Here is a 15,494-nt window from a genome sequence, read left to right as displayed (position 1 = left end):
AGGGGCCGCCCTCCGGGTGGAGGACGGCCCCTGGGGGTCGTGCGAGGTGGTGCATCACCCGGCGAGCGCCGGGTGCCGGGTCACTTGACGGTGACGGTGGCGCCGGCGCCCTCGAGGGCGGCCCGGGCCTTCTCGGCGGCGTCCTTGTCGACCTTCTCCAGGATCGGCTTCGGCGCGCCGTCGACCAGGTCCTTGGCCTCCTTGAGGCCGAGCGACGTCAGGCCGCGCACCTCCTTGATGACCTGGATCTTCTTGTCGCCGGCGCTCTCGAGGATGACGTCGAACTCGTCCTGCTCCTCAGCGGCGGGGGCACCACCGTCGCCGGCACCACCGGCGGCCGGGGCGGCCGCGACGGCGACCGGAGCAGCGGCGGTGACCTCGAAGGTCTCCTCGAACTGCTTCACGAAGTCGGACAGCTCGAGCAGCGTCATCTCCTTGAACGCGTCGAGCAGCTCCGTGGTGGACAGCTTGGCCATGATCTCTCCTTCTGGGGTCAGTCGGTGCTGGCCGCAGCGTCCGCGGCGTCAGCGGTGTCGGTGGTGGTGTCAGCAGCTACGTCATCCGAGGCCTGGGCGGCCGCGGTGGAGTCCTCGCCCTCGGCGGGCTTCTTCTCCTGCAGCGCGGCGGCCAGCCGGGCGACCTGGGACAGCGGGGCCTGGAACAGGCCCGCGGCCTTGCTGAGGTTGCCCAGCATCGCGCCGGCCAGCTTGGCCAGCAGGACCTCGCGCGGCTCGACGTCGGCGAGGGCGGTGACCTCGGCCGGGCCGACGGTGCGGCCCTCGACCACGCCGCCCTTGACGACGAGCAGCGGGTTGGTGCGCGCGAAGTCACGGATGGCCTTGGCCGCGGTGACCGGGTCGCCCTCGATGAAGGCGATCGCGGTCGGGCCGTTGAGCAGCGGCGCCAGGTCGGCATGGCCGACCTGCTCCGCGGCCCGCTTCGTCAGGGTGTTCTTGACGACGGCGTAGCTGCTGCCCTCACCGAGGGAACGGCGCAGCTGGGTCAGCTGGGCCACGGTCAGCCCGCGGTACTCGGTGAGCACCGCCGCGCTGGACGCCTGGAACCGCTCGGTGATCTCGTCGATCACCGCGGCCTTCGCCTGCGTGGGCATGGGCCTCCTCTCGTCTGTCGGGCGGACCACCGGCCGGTGCACGACGGCGGGCGATCAACCGAGCCCGGAGACGAGGAACGCCCCGGCGCAGGCGCACGGGGCGAAGAACACGGGCACATGGCGCCGCGCCGATCGAACCGTCCTCCTGCGCGGGCCGCCCGGAGTCCGGGACCTTCGATCGCACGAGGACGTGCGACGACCAGCGGTCGTTGGGGGAACGGGCCCAGCATACATCCGGTCCGGTCGACGCCGCTGTCGCCGTCCTCACCCGGTGATCACCGGTGTCGACACGGAGACGACGGAGGCCCCGCCGCGCGATGCGCGACGGGGCCCCTGGTGACGTGCGGGTGTGGCCGGCCCCGTCCAGAGGCTCGCCGCGAGCTCGCGAGCGGTCAGGAGGACGGGATCCTGTTTCAGGCGGTGGGCTCGTCCACCGTCAGGTTGCGGGTGCGGTTCGGGTCGACCGGGATGCCCGGACCCATGGTGGTGGAGATGGTGACCTTCTTGACGTACCGGCCCTTGGCGGCGGCCGGCTTCGCGCGCAGCACCTCGTCGAGGGCCGCGGCGTAGTTCTCCACCAGCTTGGTCTCGTCGAACGAGGCCTTGCCGATCACCAGGTGCAGGTTGGCCTGCTTGTCGACGCGGAAGTTGATCTTCCCGCCCTTGATGTCGTTGACCGCCTTGGTGACGTCGGGGGTCACCGTGCCGGTCTTCGGGTTCGGCATCAGGCCGCGGGGGCCGAGGATGCGCGCGATCCGGCCGACCTTGGCCATCTGGTCCGGGGTGGCGATCGCGGCGTCGAAGTCCAGGAAGCCGCCCTGGATGCGTTCGATCAGGTCGTCCGAGCCGACGACGTCGGCGCCGGTGGCCTCGGCCTCGGCGGCCTTGTCGCCGGTCGCGAAGACGATGACGCGGGCGGTCTTGCCGGTGCCGTGCGGCAGGTTCACCGTGCCGCGGACCATCTGGTCGGCCTTGCGCGGGTCGACGCCCAGCCGCATGGCCACCTCGACGGTGGCGTCGTAGGCCGTCGGCGACGTCTCCTTGGCCAGCGAGGCCGCCTGCAGCGGGGTGTAGAGATTCTCGCGGTCGACCTTCGCCGCGACCTCGCGGTACTTCTTGCCGTGCTTCGCCATGGTGGTTCCTCTCCCCCGGCACCTCGGCCGGGAGTCGTGTGGTGCGCGGGCCTGGCGTGGCCCTCCCACGGATGCCCTGTACGAACGACCCCGCTGCAGGGTCCCGAGCCGAGCCTGCGAGGCACGGGGGCAGCAGAGTCCTTCTTGCAACGCCGCCGGAGCCCGGCGGCTTCCCTCAGCCCTGGACGGTGATGCCCATCGACCGGGCGGTACCGGCGATGATCTTCTCCGCCTCGTCGAGGGAGTTGGCGTTCAGGTCCTGCATCTTGGTCTGCGCGATCTCGCGGACCTGGTCACGCGTGACGGTGGCGACCTTGGTCTTGTGCGGCTCGCCGGAACCCTTCTCCACGCCGGCCGCCTTGAGCAGCATGCGGGCCGCGGGCGGGGTCTTGGTGACGAAGGTGAACGAGCGGTCCTCGTAGACCGAGATCTCGACCGGGATCACGTTGCCGCGCTGCGACTCCGTGGCGGCGTTGTACGCCTTGCAGAACTCCATGATGTTGACGCCGTGCTGGCCCAGCGCCGGACCGACGGGCGGCGCGGGGGTGGCCGCACCGGCGTTGATCTGGAGCTTGATGACCGCGGTCAACCGCTTCCTGGGGGGCATGACTTCCTTCTGTTTCCTCGTGGACGAGTCGGTGCGGTTCGGCCTCGCTGCAGGGGCCCGCCGCGAGCGTGCGAGCGGTGGGGGGCAGCGAGGTCCTACAGCTTCTGGACCTGGTTGAACGACAGCTCGACCGGCGTCTCGCGGCCGAAGATGGAGACCAGCACCTGCAGCTTCTGCTGCTCGGCGTTGATCTCGTTGATCGTGGCCGGGAGGGTGGCGAACGGGCCGTCCATGACGGTGACGGACTCGCCGACCTCGAAGTCCACGACGGCGGTCGGGGCGGCCGTGGTGGCGGTGCTCGTCGTCTCCGCCGCCTTGGTCGTCTGGGGGCCGGCCGCGGGAGCGAGCAGGCTGACGACCTCGTCGATGCTCAGCGGCGAGGGGCGCGACGTCGCCCCGACGAAGCCGGTGACCCCGGGGGTGTTGCGCACCGCGCCCCAGGACTCGTCGTTGAGGTCCATGCGGACGAGCAGGTAACCGGGCAGCTTCTTCCGGTTGACCTGGGTGCGCTTGCCGTTCTTGATCTCGGTGACCTCCTCGGTGGGCACCTCGATCTGGAAGATGTAGTCCTCCATGTCCAGCGACTGGATGCGCGACTCCAGGTTGGTCTTCACCTTGTTCTCGTAGCCGGCGTACGAGTGGATGACGTACCAGTCGCCGAACTGGCCGCGCAGCACCTTGCGCATCGCCTCGGCCGGGTCGGCCTCCTCGTCGTCCTCGGTCTGGTTCCCCAGCCCGTCGAGGTCGGAGGACTCCGCCGGAGCGGCCAGCGGGTCGGTGGTCAGGCTGTCGGGGTCACCGCTCTCGACGTCGGGCGCCACGTCGGCCACGCCGGTGAGGGCGTCCTGGTCGGCGGTGTCGACGGAGCCCTCGGCAGCACCGGTCTCGCCGGCGCCGGTCTCGACGTCCACGGTTCCGCGCACGTCGAAGCGGGCGTCGTCGAGGTCGGTGGCCGGAACGGCGCTGTCGGTCTCGAAGGGCTCGCGGGGGTCGGTCACGGTGTCTCTTCCTTGTCGGTGGTGCAGGCGCGGATGGGCTCAGCCGAAGACGGCGAGCACGCCCTGGGCGAAGAGGAGGTCCAGGCCGGCCACCAGCGCGACGATGAAGGCCACGAAGACGATGACGACGGTCGTGTAGGTGATCAGCTCGCGGCGCCCCGGCCAGATGACCTTGCGCAGCTCGGCGACGACCTCGCGGAGGAACCGGCGGATGCTGCGCCGCTGCCGCGCCTCGGCGGCGCGGTCGCGCTCGGCGGCCCGCGACCGGGTCGCACCGCCCTCGGCGGGCCGGCCGGCGGGACGCGACGGCGTGCGCTCGCGGGCGGCCCGGCGGGAGCGGGGGGCCGGCTCGTCGTCCTCGTCGTCCCCGGCGGTGATCCGGCCGCCGCGGCGGGCACCGGTCTGCCGAGCGGCCACGACCTTGTCCTCGTCGCTCTGGGCCTCGGCGGCGATCTCGGCCTCGGCAGCCTCCAGCTCGGCGGCGTCGGCCACGCCCGGCGCCTCCCGGTCGAGCTGCTCGTCGGTCGGCTCGGCGTCGGAGGCGGCGCGGGGGTCGCCCTCGCGTGCCGGCTTCTCGTCGCTCACTGCGCCTCGCTCGCCTCGCTGGTGGTGGCCGTTGTCCTCGGGCCGACGGTCGGTGGTCGTGCTGTCGTACGGGTCGTGCACGTCGCCGGCAGGGAGCCGGCGGCACGGGCAGGGGTGACAGGACTTGAACCTGCAGCCTGCGGTTTTGGAGACCGCTGCTCTGCCAATTGAGCTACACCCCTGTGCCCTGGGCCGGGCCCGGGACCGCGTGGCCCGCTCCGCTCGGCACCGTCCCCGCGAGGGGTTCCGGGGCACGCCGGTGGCGGGGTCAGTGGCCCCAGGACAGCCAGTGTACGGGACCGCGGAGGACGCTTCACCAACCCGCCGGGCCAGGGCCACCGACGTGCCGGGCGGGGACCACCGACGCGTCGGGCGGGAGGGCCGCGGGCGGGGTCGCGGCCGGGATCGGAGGCGACCGCGCACACCGCCCTCCGACATGATGGGGCCATGACCGCCGTCTCCCGCTCGGAGTCCGCTGCCCCGTCCCCCGGGCCGTCGCCCGCCGACCGGCGCATCTCCCGCCGCATCGCCGCGATCGCCGAGTCGGCGACGCTGGCGGTGGACGCCAAGGCCAAGGCGCTCAAGGCCGCGGGCAAGCCGGTGATCGGCTTCGGCGCCGGTGAGCCGGACTTCCCGACGCCGGACTACATCGTCGAGGCCGCCGCCACCGCCTGCCGCCAGCCGGCGATGCACCGCTACACCCCCGCGGGCGGGCTGCCGGCGCTCAAGGAGGCGATCGTCGCCAAGACCGCCCGCGACTCGGGACTGCAGGTGACCCCGGCGAACGTGCTGGTGACCAACGGCGGCAAGCAGGCCGTGTACGAGGCCTTCGCCACGATGCTCGACCCGGGCGACGAGGTGCTCCTGCCCGCCCCGTACTGGACCACCTACCCCGAGGCGATCGCGCTGGCCGGCGGCGTGCCGGTCCCGGTCGTGGCCGACGAGGAGAGCGGCTACCTGGTGTCGGTGGCCCAGCTCGAGGCCGCCCGGACGCCGCGCACCAAGGTGCTGCTGTTCTGCTCGCCGTCCAACCCGACCGGTGCGGTGTACCCGCCGGAGCTGGTCGAGGAGATCGGCCGCTGGGCGTACGAGAACGGGCTGTGGGTGCTCACCGACGAGATCTACGAGCACCTCACCTACGACGGGGCGACGGCACCGTCGATGCCGGTCGTCGTCCCGGAGCTCGCCGACCGCTGCGTCGTCGTCAACGGGGTCGCCAAGACCTACGCGATGACCGGCTGGCGGGTGGGCTGGGTCGTCGGACCCGCCGACGTCGTCAAGGCCGCCACGAACCTGCAGTCGCACGCCACCTCGAACGTGGCCAACGTGTCGCAGGCGGCGGCGGTCGCCGCACTGACCGGGGACCTGTCGGCTGCGGCCGCGATGCGGGAGGCCTTCGACCGGCGGCGGCGCACGATCGTGTCGATGCTGCGCGAGATCCCCGGCGTGGCGTGTCCGGAGCCGCAGGGCGCGTTCTACGTCTATCCGTCGGTCAAGGCCCTGCTGGGCCGGCCGATCGCCGGCCGGACGGCGGGGGACAGCGTGCAGCTGGCCGAGATCGTCCTCGAGGAGGCCGAGGTCGCCGTCGTCCCCGGGGAGGCCTTCGGCACACCGGGCTACCTGCGGATGTCCTACGCCCTGGGCGACGACGACCTGGTCGAGGGCGTGACCCGGCTGCAGCGGCTGCTCGGGTGAGGAGGACGGGGTCCTCCTACTCGTCGAGGGCGCCCGCCTCGGTGAGGACGTCGAGCGCCGCGGGCAGGTCCTGCAGCGCCCGGGCGACGTCGTCCGGGGTGGCGATCGTCCAGGCATTGGCGTCGACGTAGCAGCGCAGGGCGGCGTCGAACGCCTCCGCGCCCGCGGCCTCGCGGGCGATCACCAGCGCGGCGCCACCCTTGCCGTACACCCGGCGGACGTAGCCCGCGGCGGTGCCGAACTGGTCCATGGCGGCGCCGACCTCACCGGGCGTGCCCAGCGCCCGCGCGGCGGCGTCCTCGGACACCGGGAAGGCGACGGACTCGGCGTAGGTGGCGAACGCCTCGTCCAGCCACGGATCGCGGAACTGGGAGTCTCCGACCATCCCGTAGAACCACATGTGCGCGACCTCGTGCAGCAGCACGAGCCGGTCGGCGCCGGCGAGCAGGATCGAGCTGGGGTACTCGATGCCGCCGCCCCGGATGGGCAGCAGCGGCACGGTGAGCGTGGCGTACGGGAAGGGGCCGAAGCGGGCCTCGAGCTGGTCGATCGCGGCCAGGGTCCACGTGGTGAGCTCCCGGGCCGGGACGTCCGCGCCCGGGAGCACGCCGGTCGTCACCTCGACCCCGCTCCCGCCGGTGGCGCTCGCGGTGTCGAACTCCCCCACGGCGACGCTGACGTCCCGGGCGACCGGCTCGACCGACGTCCAGGTGCGCCGGCCGTCCTGCGGCGCGGAGGGTGCGGCCTGGTCGCCGGTCATGAGCACGGTGAGCCCCTCGGGGGCCGAGACCCGGACGGTCGTGTCGGCGACGGGGCTCGTCGCGGTCTCGCCCGGGAGGTCGACGAACGGGTCGCGGGCCCAGCCGACACCGGGCTGCCAGGCCAGCAGCGGCGCGCCGCTGGCCCACCAGGAGACGCCGTCGGCCGCGCCCACCCGCTCGAAGTCGCCCTCGCCGAGGGTGAGCGTGAAGTCCAGGGCCACCTCGGTCGCCTCCGCGGCAGGGAGCTCCTCGTCCAGCCGGACGACGAACAGGCCACCCGGGCCGTCGGCACCGGCGTCCTCGTAGCCGCTCCCGGCGACGTCGTCCCCGCGCGCGGCGTCGACGACCAGGCGGTTGCCGGCCGCGGCCGGTCCGGGCCCGTTGGGGACCAGCCGGAAGACCAGCTCGTCGGTGGGCAGGTCGGGGGTGAAGACGACGGTCTCGGTGCCGGTGACCGTGCGCAGGTCGTCGTCCAGCCGGAGGTCCAGCACGATGACCGGCCGGTCGGGGTCGGGCTCGGCGCGCTGCGCGCAGTCCCCCTCGGCCGGCGTCGCGGCGGGCGGCGGGGCCGCGGCCGACCGTTCGGTGGCGAGGGTGTCGACGAAGGAGGCTCCGCAGCCGGGGAGCAGCAGGACGGCACCGAGCGCGAGCAGGGGCCGCCGCGCGGTCACGCCAGCTGGACGGTGGCGCGGGCCAGCGAGAGCACCTTCTCGCCGCCGCTGGTGACGGTCAGGTCGACGCGGGCGCGGCCGTCCTCGCCCAGGGCGCCGACCTTGCCGCGGACGGTCACCCGGGCACCGGTGCCGTCGTCGGGGACGACGACCGGCCGACCGAACCGCACGTGGTACTCGACCAGGGAGCCCGGGTCGCCGGCCCAGGCGGTGACCGCTCGCGCGGCCAGCGCCATGGTGAGCATCCCGTGCGCGATCACGCCGGGGAGGCCGACCTCGGTGGCCACCCGCTCGTTCCAGTGGATGGGGTTGAAGTCGCCGGAGGCGCCGGCGTAGCGGACGAGGTCCGCTCGCGTGACGGGGTAGGTCTGCTCGGGCAGCTCGGTGCCGACGGCGACGTCGGCGGCCCGCACCGTGGCGGTCACGCGATCTCCTCGCCGGCGCTCGTCGTCCACGTGCCCGATGGTGCCCTGCCCATGCGTGACCTCGCGAGCTCGGTCACGAGGCCCCCCGGGCGACGAGCATCGAGGTGGCCGCGCAGACCGGTTCGCCGTCCTCCGTGGCGACGTCCACGCGGGTGGTGAGCAGGTCGTTGCCGCCGACGCTGCGCACGGCCTCGATGACGGGCGTGGCGACGAGACGGTCACCGGCGCGGATGGGCCGGTGGTGGGTGAAACGCTGCTCGCCGTGGACGACCCGGCTGTAGTCGAGTGCGACGTCGGGGTCCTCGACGACGACGCCGGCCGCCGAGAGCGTCAGGGCGATGGCGAAGGTGGGCGGGGCGATCACGTCGGGGTACCCGGCCGCGCGGGCGGCCTCGGCGTCCCGGTGCACCGGGTCGGCCGCACCGATGGCGTCGGCGAACTCGGCGATCTTCTGCCGGCCGACCTCGTAGACGGCGGAGGGCGGGTAGCTGCGCCCGACCAGTGCCGGATCGAGCGCCATGCTCCCGCCCTCCCTCTCGACGACGCGCTGGTCAGCGAGTCCCTGCGGTGGCTCGAGGCCGCGTCAGCGGGGTCTCGTCGGTGGCCGAGACCGTGTCAGCGCGTCTCGCGGTGCACGGTGTGCTTGCGGTCCTTGGGGCAGAACTTCTTCAGCTCCAGCCGGTCGGGGTCGTTCCGCCGGTTCTTGCGCGTGATGTAGTTCCGGCTCTTGCACTCCTGGCAGGCCAGGGTGATCTTCGGACGGATGTCGGTGGCTGCCACGGGGCGCTCCTCGCCTTGTCGGGACCGGGCCGGGCCCGGGGACGTGCGGGCGGGTGCCCGCACGGTGCTGCAACACGCCGACGGACCCCGGGTGAGCGGGGTCCGTCGAGAGTAGCGGTGACCGGATTTGAACCGGTGACACAGCGATTATGAGCCGCTTGCTCTGCCTGGCTGAGCTACACCGCCGGACGTGGCCGTGCGACCCGGTCTCGGCGACCGGGCCGAGCGGCCACTGTGTTGTTCCAGAGCCCCTTTACGGAATCGAACCGTAGACCTTCTCCTTACCATGGAGACGCTCTGCCGACTGAGCTAAAGGGGCGGGCTTCGAGCCGCCGAGAACTGTACCTGACGGCTCCGGCGGTCCGTCGCAGGGGGGTCCCGGCGCGCTCAGGAGCGCACGAACAGGCGCCGGTGCGGCTTGCCGGGGACGGCGGAGCGCACGCCGGTGCGGGCCAGGATCCAGCTCTCCAGCCGCTCATCGGGCAGCGGCCGGCTGACCAGGAAGCCCTGCAGCTTGTCGCAGCCCATCTCGGCCAGCAGGTTGCGCGTCAGCTCGTCCTCGACGCCCTCGGCGACGACCCGCAGGCCCAGGTTGTGCGCCAGCTCGATGATCGAGCGGGCGATGAACGACTCCCCCTGGCTGGTGGCCATCCCCAGCACGAAGGACTTGTCGATCTTCACCTCGTCGATGGGCAGCTGGCGCAGCTGGGACAGCGAGGAGTAGCCGGTGCCGAAGTCGTCCATGGACAGCCGCAGACCCAGGGCGTGCAGGTCGGCCAGGACGGTGCCGCTGCGCACCGAGTCGTCGACGACGCTGCCCTCGGTGAGCTCCAGGATCAGCAGCTCGCCGGGGACGGCGTGGCGGCGCAGTGCGCGCCGCACCCGGTCGACCAGGTCCGGCTCGGTGAGGCAGCGGGCCGAGAGGTTGACCGCCACCGACAGCGCGATGTCCTGGTCCAGCCACCTCCGGCAGCGGGCCAGCGCCAGGTCCAGCACGTAGTCGGTCAGCGGGCCGATCCGGCCGATCTGCTCGGCCAGGTGGATGAACTCGTCCGGCGCGATCGACCCGTAACGCGGGTGCGCCCAGCGCACCAGGGTCTCGACCGAGACGATGTCCGAGGTGCGGGCGTCGATGATCGGCTGGAAGACGACGCTGATCTCGCCGTCGGCCATGGCCTGCTCGAGCTCGGTGCCCAGCTGCAGGCGGCGCAGGCTCTGCTGGTCGAGCACCGGGTGGTAGCTGGCCACGCCGGTCTTGCCGGCGCCGGCCAGCAGGGCGACGTCGGCCCGTTGCATGAGCGTGCCGGCGTCCGTGCCGTGCACCGGCGCGGCGGCGACGCCGATGGTCAGCGTCACCTCGAGGTCCAGACCGGCGACCCGGGCGCGCGTCGAGGTCGCCTCACGCAGCCGGCGCGCGGCCCGCTCGGTCGCGGGCAGCGACAGCCCTGGTAGCAGGACGGCGAACTGCTCGCCCTCCATGCGGGCCAGGAGCGCCTGCGGCGGCGCGTGCTCGCGCAGCAGGCCGGCGGTGACCAGGAGCAGCTCGTCGCTGGCCGCGTGGCCGAGCGTGTCGGTGACCTCGGCGTAGTTGTCCAGCGAGGCGAGGATGAGGCCCGCCCGCCCGGCGACCGGGTCCGCGGCGAGCAGCTGGTCGATCTCGGCCGCGAGCCGCTGCCGGTTGGGCAGGCCGGTGAGCCGGTCGTGGTCGGCGTCGTAGCGGATCTGGGTCAGCAGCTGCTGCTGCCGGATCGCGGCGTTGATGTGCGTGAGCATCGACTCCAGGGCCGCCCGGTCCCCGTCGCCGAACGTGACGACGTCATTCCGCCGGTCACAGACCTCGAGATAGCCCGGTTCTCCTGCCGCGGTGGTCACCGGCGCCGCGAGGACTTCCTCGGCACCCCGCCTCGACAGGGCGGCCGCCTCGGCCTCCGTGGCCCGGGCGAGCGAGACCAGGACCGGGCCACCGCCGTGGGCGCCCTCGGTGGCCCGCCGGCGGAAGAGGTCGTCGGGGTCACCCGGGCCGTCGTACCAGGCACGGCCGTCCTCCGCCGCGACGAGCAGCCGCGGCTCCTCGTCCAGGTACGGCGGCAGCCACAGGGCCACGCGGTCGGCGTTGAGCAACTCCTTGACGGCTTCGACGATCTGCCGGGTCCCGTCCGGGTGGGAGCCGACCTGCTCCACGCGGCGGGCGAACTCGTAGACGCGCTCGAGGATCTGGCTCTCCCGCGTGACCGCTCCGAACCGGCGGTACAGGAGCGCCAGGGTGAGCACGAGGGGCAGGACGAGCAGCCACGACCACAGGGTGACGTGGATCAGGAGCAGGAGGGCGAGGCCGACGACGACGGCCATGGGACTGACCAGGACGACGGGGATGAGGAGGCTGGCCCAGAGGGCCCGCCCGGGATAGCCCTGCGTGAGCGTGATGGCGGCCGCGAGGCACAGCGCCCCGACCGCGTTCGCCGCGAAGATGGCCACCAGGTAGGTGAGCCAGGTCGCAGGCGAGGAGATCGGGCCCACGGGCACGAGGTCGAGGACCACGACGGCCACACAGGCCTCGAGGACGGACATGCCGACGTTGAACGCGCCCTTGGCAGCCGGGTAGCGCTGCGCGACCAGGACAGCGCCCACAGCGGCCCCTCGCGCCAGAGCCGCCCACGTCCCGCCGATCTCGACCAACGCCACCACGAGCGCGAGCTCGCTCGCCGACCAGGCGACGCCCTGCCCGCGGAACTCGAACTGGACGCTGAAGACCTCGGCGGCCACCATGCCGGCGAAGACCACGACGAAGAGGCGGAGATCGAAGGCCTCGGTGTGTTGCGGCAGGATCGTCGCCACGGCGACGAACGCAACAGCGACCACGGTGACGGCGGCGAACCAGGGGTTCCGCAACGCCGACACCCGGATCGCCTTGCGGACCTCAGCATTCGCCACTGATGACCTGCGTTCGTAGGGGCTGGACAAACAGGCCGAGGCTAGCAGCGGCAGAGCCGGGATCCAGCTCTCCTCACCCGGACGAGGGGGGTGGCCCCGGCGGCCACCCCCTCCGGGTCGCACAGGTCAGCTCTGCGCGTCGCGGTTCCAGCGACCGCCCCGGTTCCACCGGCCACCCCGGTTCCACCGGCCACCGCGCTGCACGTTGTTGCTCATGACGCCTCCTCAGGCATGTAGGACTGCTGTGTCGAGAAACAAGGCAGTCGTCCAGGCGCGGGGGCAGAGCGTTGGGTACGGACCGCGCCGGAGAGATTGCTGCCCGTCACCCGTTCGAGGCAAGCACCGTTGATCCAACCGACACGAATCGGCGCCATGCCATAACGGAGTGTGATTACATGTGACCCTGTGTACCCCGGTCGGGGTACACGTGCGCAGCCTGCGCCAGCGGAGGGCTGAGAGTCGGCTGGGGTCGACTGGGACCCGGCTCCGTCGGCGTGTCGGGCTGGGTCCACAGCCCCGGGCGCGGCTGACCGGCATTCCCCCGATCGGGTCCACAGCTCTCCACAGCGCCGTCCACAGCTCGTGGACAGACGGGCGGCCACCTACTCTGCACCGCGTGCGACGGGACGGGGACGACGCCGAGCGCGGCTCGACGCTGCCGCTGGTCCTGGTGTGCTGGCTGGTGGCCGCGCTCATGGCATTCGGCGCGATCGCCGCGTCCGACGCGTTCCTCGAGCAGCAGCAGGTGCAGTCGGTCTGCGACGGTGCCGCACTGGCAGCGGCCAACGCCACCGACGAGGCGGCCCTCTACGCCACCGGCGTCGGGACGACGCTGCCGCTGACCCGGGCCAGCACGCAGGCGGCGGTGGCCGACCAGCTGGCCGACGGCGGGACGGCGCTGCACTCCTGGTCCACCGAGACCGACGGCGTCGAGGTCACGGTGCGGTGCACGCGCTACGTGGGGATCGCGTTCGGCTGGCTCTTCCTCGGCGGGCAGCCACTGGAGCGCACCGCCGTCGCCGGGGCGCGCGCCCCGACCACCCCCTGAGACGCGCCGCGGCCCCCGACCTCTGCCGAGGTCGGGGGCCGCGTGCACCGGGTGGCGGGTGAAGGATTCGAACCTTCGTAGGCTAAGCCGACGGATTTACAGTCCGCTCCCATTGGCCACTCGGGCAACCCGCCGTGGTGGTACCGGGAAAGCGTACAAGACAGCGGAGACCGGCCTCCGTGGTGGCCCCAGGGACGCGCCGCGACCGGTGGACGACAGAGGAAGGAGCAACCGAGACATGGCCGACTCGTCGTTCGACGTGGTGAGCAAGGTCGACCGCCAGGAGGTCGACAACGCCCTCAACCAGGCCGCCAAGGAGCTCTCGCAGCGCTTCGACTTCCGCGGTACCAACGCGACCATCGCCTGGGCCGGCGAGGAGGGCGTCACGCTGCAGGCCGACACCGAGGAGCGGGTCTCGGCCGCGCTCGAGGTGTTCAAGGAGAAGCTCATCAAGCGGAACATCTCGCTGAAGTCGCTCGACGCCGGCGAGCCGCAGTCCTCCGGGAAGTCCTACAAGATCGGGGCCCGCATCAAGCAGGGCATCGAGTCCGACACGGCCAAGAAGATCGCCAAGATCATCCGGGACGAGGGGCCCAAGGGCGTCCAGGCCCAGATCCAGGGCGACCAGCTGCGGGTCAGCGGCAAGAAGCGCGACGACCTGCAAGCGGTCCAGCAGCTGCTGCGCAGCAAGGACCTCGACGTCGCGCTGCAGTTCGACAACTACCGCTGATCAGCGGTGGTTCCCAGGTCAGCACGGGGTCACAACGCCCCGGTCCGCTGAGAGTCCGCAGTGACACCCGGGGCGGCGGCCATGAGGTCACCGGCCGCTGCCCCGGTGCAGTCCCCGATGGTCGGTCGCACTCTCGTCGCCTCTCCACGCACGAGCCTCGCAAGGCACTGACCGCATGCATCTACGGCCGTGCTGGGTGTCTCCTGTGGGAGTCAGCTGTTCGCTGCTTCGGGGGCTGCCTCGCCGTTGACCTGTCGAGGTGACCGCGATGATGCGCCGGCAAAGGGGCGAGGTCGATGGCCTCGGTGTTCGTCAGCCACAGCAGCCAGGATCGGGCGGCCACCGAGTGGATGGTGGCGCGGCTACGGGCCGCCGGGTTCGCCGCACTGTTCGTCGACTTCGACCCCGAGCAGGGCATCCCCGCCGGGCGCAACTGGGAGCGGGACCTCTACGCCCAGCTGCGGAAGACCGATGCGGTGGTGTTCCTGGCCAGCGCGGCCTCGGTGGCCTCGCAGTGGTGCTTCGCCGAGCTCAGCCTGGCCCGGGCCCTGGGGCGGCCTGTCTTCCCGGTCCGGCTGCAGCCGCAGGTGGACCTGCCGCTGCTGGCCCACCTGCAGTGGACCGACCTGACCGACCCGGAGCCGGGGCTGGCTCGACTGCTCGCCGGGCTGAACTCGGCCGGCCTGGATCCAGCCGACTCCTTCCCCTGGGACCCTGTCCGCTCGCCGTATCCGGGCCTGGTCCCGTTCGCTCCGGAGGACGCCGCGGTGTTCTTCGGCCGCCAACCGGAGACCGGTCGGCTGGTGGAGCTGCTGACCCCGACCCTGCAGCGCGGCCCGGGCCGATTCGTGGCGGTGATCGGCCCGTCGGGCAGCGGCAAGTCCTCCCTGCTGCACGCGGGGCTGCTGCCCAGGCTGGCCCGCATGCCCGAGCAGTGGCTGGTCGTGCCCTCGCTGCGGCCCGGCCGGCAGCCAACCGCCGCCCTCGCCGGCACCCTGGTCCGGGCCTTCGCCGCCCGCGGCCACCGTCGTCCGGCCGAGGAGGTGGCCGCGGCGCTGGAGCGTGGCTCGGCCGGGCTGGTGGAGCTGGCCGGCGAGCTGGCCGACCTGGCCGGCAACGGCGCCGGCCGGCCAGGCGTACTGGTCGTCGTCGACCAGGCCGAAGAGCTGCTGACCCGCACCGGCGCCCACGAGCAGCAGACCTTCCTGCAGCTGCTGGCCGGCGCGCTGCACGAGGACAGCCCGATCTGGGCGGTGGCCACCCTGCGCTCGGAGTTCCTCAGCACCGCCCCCGACCGGGCCGGGCTGGCCGAGGCGGTCGACGACCCCCTCGTCATCGAGCCGCTGAGCCGGAACCGGCTGGCCGAGGTGATCGCCCGGCCGGCGCAGCGGGCCGGCCTGGAGTTCGCCCCCGGGCTGGTGGAGCGGATGGTGGAGGACACCGCCGGCGGGGATGCGCTGCCGCTGCTGGGCTACACCCTGCACGAGCTCTAACAGCGCGCCGGACCCGACGGGCACATCACCGCGGACGACTACGAGGCCGTGGGCGGGGTCATCGGTGCCTTGCAGCACCGTGCCGACCGGCTGGCCGACGAGCTGGAGCGGCGCGGCCAGAGTCCGCTGGTGCTGCCCGCGCTGACCCGGCTGGCCACGGTCACCGGCGACGAGCCGCCGACCCGCCGCCGGGTGCGCTGCGACATGTTCAGCGCCGACGAGCAGGCGGTGATCGACGCCTTCGTCGACGCCTCCCTGCTCATCAGCGATCAGGATCCCGCCGATCCCGCCGGAGAGGCGGTGGTGGAGGTCGCCCACGAGGCGCTGCTGCGCCAATGGCCACCGCTGCGCGACGCTATCGAAGCCGACCGGGGCCTGCTGCGGCTGCGCTCGGAGCTGGAACGGCTCGCCGCCGACTGGCAACACGGCCAGCGCGACGACGCCTACCTGCTCCGCGGCGGACGGCTCGCCGCGATCGATCACTGGGCCAGCCAGCATCCCCGAGAGCTCGGCCCGCTCGAGCACG

General features: G+C 72.8%; 14 protein-coding genes, 4 tRNA genes and 1 pseudogene. 4 read left to right on the top strand and 15 right to left on the bottom strand.

The window, feature by feature from the left end; all coding sequences use genetic code 11:
* Nucleotides 1–80: 80 nt before the first annotated feature.
* The 7 genes from rplL to ACWIX7_RS16125 all read right to left on the bottom strand — a co-directional run bounded on the left by rplL (nucleotide 81) and on the right by ACWIX7_RS16125 (nucleotide 4,616).
* Complete coding sequence (rplL, locus tag ACWIX7_RS16155) at nucleotides 81–476, bottom strand: 50S ribosomal protein L7/L12 (RefSeq protein WP_448617462.1); 396 nt, start codon at nucleotides 474–476, stop codon at nucleotides 81–83.
* 17 nt (nucleotides 477–493) lie between these two features.
* Complete coding sequence (gene rplJ, locus ACWIX7_RS16150) at nucleotides 494–1,111, bottom strand: 50S ribosomal protein L10 (protein ID WP_448617461.1); 618 nt, start codon at nucleotides 1,109–1,111, stop codon at nucleotides 494–496.
* 413 nt (nucleotides 1,112–1,524) lie between these two features.
* The gene (rplA, locus tag ACWIX7_RS16145; RefSeq protein WP_448617460.1) at nucleotides 1,525–2,244 is read right to left on the bottom strand and encodes a 50S ribosomal protein L1; all 720 of its coding nucleotides are present in this window, start codon (nucleotides 2,242–2,244) and stop codon (nucleotides 1,525–1,527) included.
* A 175-nt stretch (nucleotides 2,245–2,419) separates the two neighbouring features.
* Nucleotides 2,420–2,851 carry a 50S ribosomal protein L11 gene (gene rplK / locus ACWIX7_RS16140; protein WP_091213447.1) on the bottom strand — a complete coding sequence of 144 codons (432 nt, stop codon included), beginning with the start codon at nucleotides 2,849–2,851 and terminating at the stop codon, nucleotides 2,420–2,422.
* A gap of 95 nt (nucleotides 2,852–2,946) precedes the next feature.
* Entirely contained in the window at nucleotides 2,947–3,849 is a 903-nt protein-coding gene (gene nusG, locus ACWIX7_RS16135; RefSeq protein ID WP_448617459.1) for a transcription termination/antitermination protein NusG, read from the bottom strand.
* Between the two features lie 39 nt (nucleotides 3,850–3,888).
* On the bottom strand, nucleotides 3,889–4,434 hold the full coding sequence (secE, locus tag ACWIX7_RS16130; protein ID WP_448617458.1) for a preprotein translocase subunit SecE: 546 nt from the start codon (nucleotides 4,432–4,434) through the stop codon (nucleotides 3,889–3,891).
* 109 nt (nucleotides 4,435–4,543) lie between these two features.
* Nucleotides 4,544–4,616: transfer RNA gene (locus tag ACWIX7_RS16125), tRNA-Trp, on the bottom strand.
* A gap of 265 nt (nucleotides 4,617–4,881) precedes the next feature.
* Between ACWIX7_RS16125 and ACWIX7_RS16120 the strand changes: the two genes are divergently transcribed.
* Nucleotides 4,882–6,129, top strand: coding sequence for a pyridoxal phosphate-dependent aminotransferase (locus tag ACWIX7_RS16120; RefSeq protein WP_448617457.1), 1,248 nt, complete (start codon nucleotides 4,882–4,884; stop codon nucleotides 6,127–6,129).
* 16 nt (nucleotides 6,130–6,145) lie between these two features.
* On the opposite strand, the gene ACWIX7_RS16115 is transcribed toward ACWIX7_RS16120, so the two are convergent.
* The 7 genes from ACWIX7_RS16115 to ACWIX7_RS16085 form a co-directional block, all read right to left on the bottom strand.
* Entirely contained in the window at nucleotides 6,146–7,561 is a 1,416-nt protein-coding gene (locus tag ACWIX7_RS16115; RefSeq protein ID WP_448617456.1) for a peptidase M1, read from the bottom strand.
* A complete protein-coding gene (locus ACWIX7_RS16110; RefSeq protein ID WP_448617455.1) occupies nucleotides 7,558–7,986 on the bottom strand; it encodes a MaoC family dehydratase in 429 nt (142 codons plus the stop codon). The genes ACWIX7_RS16115 and ACWIX7_RS16110 overlap by 4 nt, the downstream gene beginning before the upstream one ends.
* 73 nt (nucleotides 7,987–8,059) lie before the next feature.
* Nucleotides 8,060–8,506, bottom strand: a complete 447-nt coding sequence (locus ACWIX7_RS16105; RefSeq protein WP_448617454.1) for an FAS1-like dehydratase domain-containing protein — start codon at nucleotides 8,504–8,506, stop codon at nucleotides 8,060–8,062.
* Between the two features lie 95 nt (nucleotides 8,507–8,601).
* Nucleotides 8,602–8,766, bottom strand: a complete 165-nt coding sequence (gene rpmG, locus ACWIX7_RS16100) for a 50S ribosomal protein L33 (protein WP_091156778.1) — start codon at nucleotides 8,764–8,766, stop codon at nucleotides 8,602–8,604.
* A 112-nt stretch (nucleotides 8,767–8,878) separates the two neighbouring features.
* Nucleotides 8,879–8,952, bottom strand: a tRNA-Met gene (locus tag ACWIX7_RS16095).
* 60 nt (nucleotides 8,953–9,012) lie between these two features.
* A tRNA-Thr gene (locus ACWIX7_RS16090) sits at nucleotides 9,013–9,085 on the bottom strand.
* A 68-nt stretch (nucleotides 9,086–9,153) separates the two neighbouring features.
* A complete protein-coding gene (locus ACWIX7_RS16085) occupies nucleotides 9,154–11,697 on the bottom strand; it encodes a putative bifunctional diguanylate cyclase/phosphodiesterase (RefSeq protein WP_448617453.1) in 2,544 nt (847 codons plus the stop codon).
* Between the two features lie 616 nt (nucleotides 11,698–12,313).
* Here ACWIX7_RS16085 and ACWIX7_RS16080 point away from each other — a divergent pair.
* A complete protein-coding gene (locus ACWIX7_RS16080) occupies nucleotides 12,314–12,745 on the top strand; it encodes a pilus assembly protein TadG-related protein (RefSeq protein ID WP_448617452.1) in 432 nt (143 codons plus the stop codon).
* Between the two features lie 52 nt (nucleotides 12,746–12,797).
* On the opposite strand, the gene ACWIX7_RS16075 is transcribed toward ACWIX7_RS16080, so the two are convergent.
* A tRNA-Tyr gene (locus ACWIX7_RS16075) sits at nucleotides 12,798–12,879 on the bottom strand.
* A gap of 104 nt (nucleotides 12,880–12,983) precedes the next feature.
* On the opposite strand from ACWIX7_RS16075, the gene ACWIX7_RS16070 reads away from it, so the two are divergent.
* Together ACWIX7_RS16070 and ACWIX7_RS16065 are read left to right on the top strand one after the other, a co-directional pair.
* Nucleotides 12,984–13,475 carry a YajQ family cyclic di-GMP-binding protein gene (locus ACWIX7_RS16070; RefSeq protein ID WP_448617451.1) on the top strand — a complete coding sequence of 164 codons (492 nt, stop codon included), beginning with the start codon at nucleotides 12,984–12,986 and terminating at the stop codon, nucleotides 13,473–13,475.
* A gap of 296 nt (nucleotides 13,476–13,771) precedes the next feature.
* A pseudogene (locus tag ACWIX7_RS16065) lies at nucleotides 13,772–15,397 on the top strand (nSTAND1 domain-containing NTPase); the annotation flags it as partial.
* Between the last annotated feature and the right edge of the window lie 97 nt (nucleotides 15,398–15,494).

This window comes from Geodermatophilus sp. URMC 65, from assembly GCF_053502545.1.
This window is presented reverse-complemented; position numbering and strand designations above follow the sequence as displayed.